Origin of the sequence: Streptomyces sp. SP17BM10 (assembly GCF_036322405.1) — a bacterium.
In the GTDB taxonomy this organism is placed as follows: Bacteria; Actinomycetota; Actinomycetes; order Streptomycetales; family Streptomycetaceae; genus Kitasatospora.
In genome coordinates, this window is record NZ_JAQYXB010000092.1 from 1 (window position 1) to 382 (window position 382).

Sequence of the window (382 nt, forward strand, 5' to 3'; positions counted from 1 at the left end):
CGACGGCACCGACCAGCGGCGCGCCCGCCCTCTGCGACCACACGCCTTCGCCCATACAAGCCTCTGCGCGCTGTTCAGAGCCGTGGTCATCCGAGGTGGGCCGCTGCGGGTGGCCGCCGACGGGCTGCGCGGTGGCGAACTCACCGTGGACGGCCGGCACAGCAGCCAGTTCCTCTGCGGCATGCTGATGGCGGCGCCGCTGCTGCGCACTCCGCTGACGGTGACCGTGCGAGACCTGGTCAGCCGGCCGAACGTCGACATGACCATCGCACTGATGCGCCGCGTCGGCGCCTCGGTGACCGAGGTGGACCCCGGCGTCATCGGGATCGGCACCGGCGGATACACGGCCACCGACCTGGCCGTCGAACCGGACGCCTCGACG

At 72.3% G+C, this 382-nt stretch carries 1 pseudogene; it reads left to right on the forward strand.

The window, feature by feature from the left end:
- A pseudogene (locus tag PUR71_RS00355) lies at positions 1-382 on the forward strand (3-phosphoshikimate 1-carboxyvinyltransferase); the annotation flags it as partial.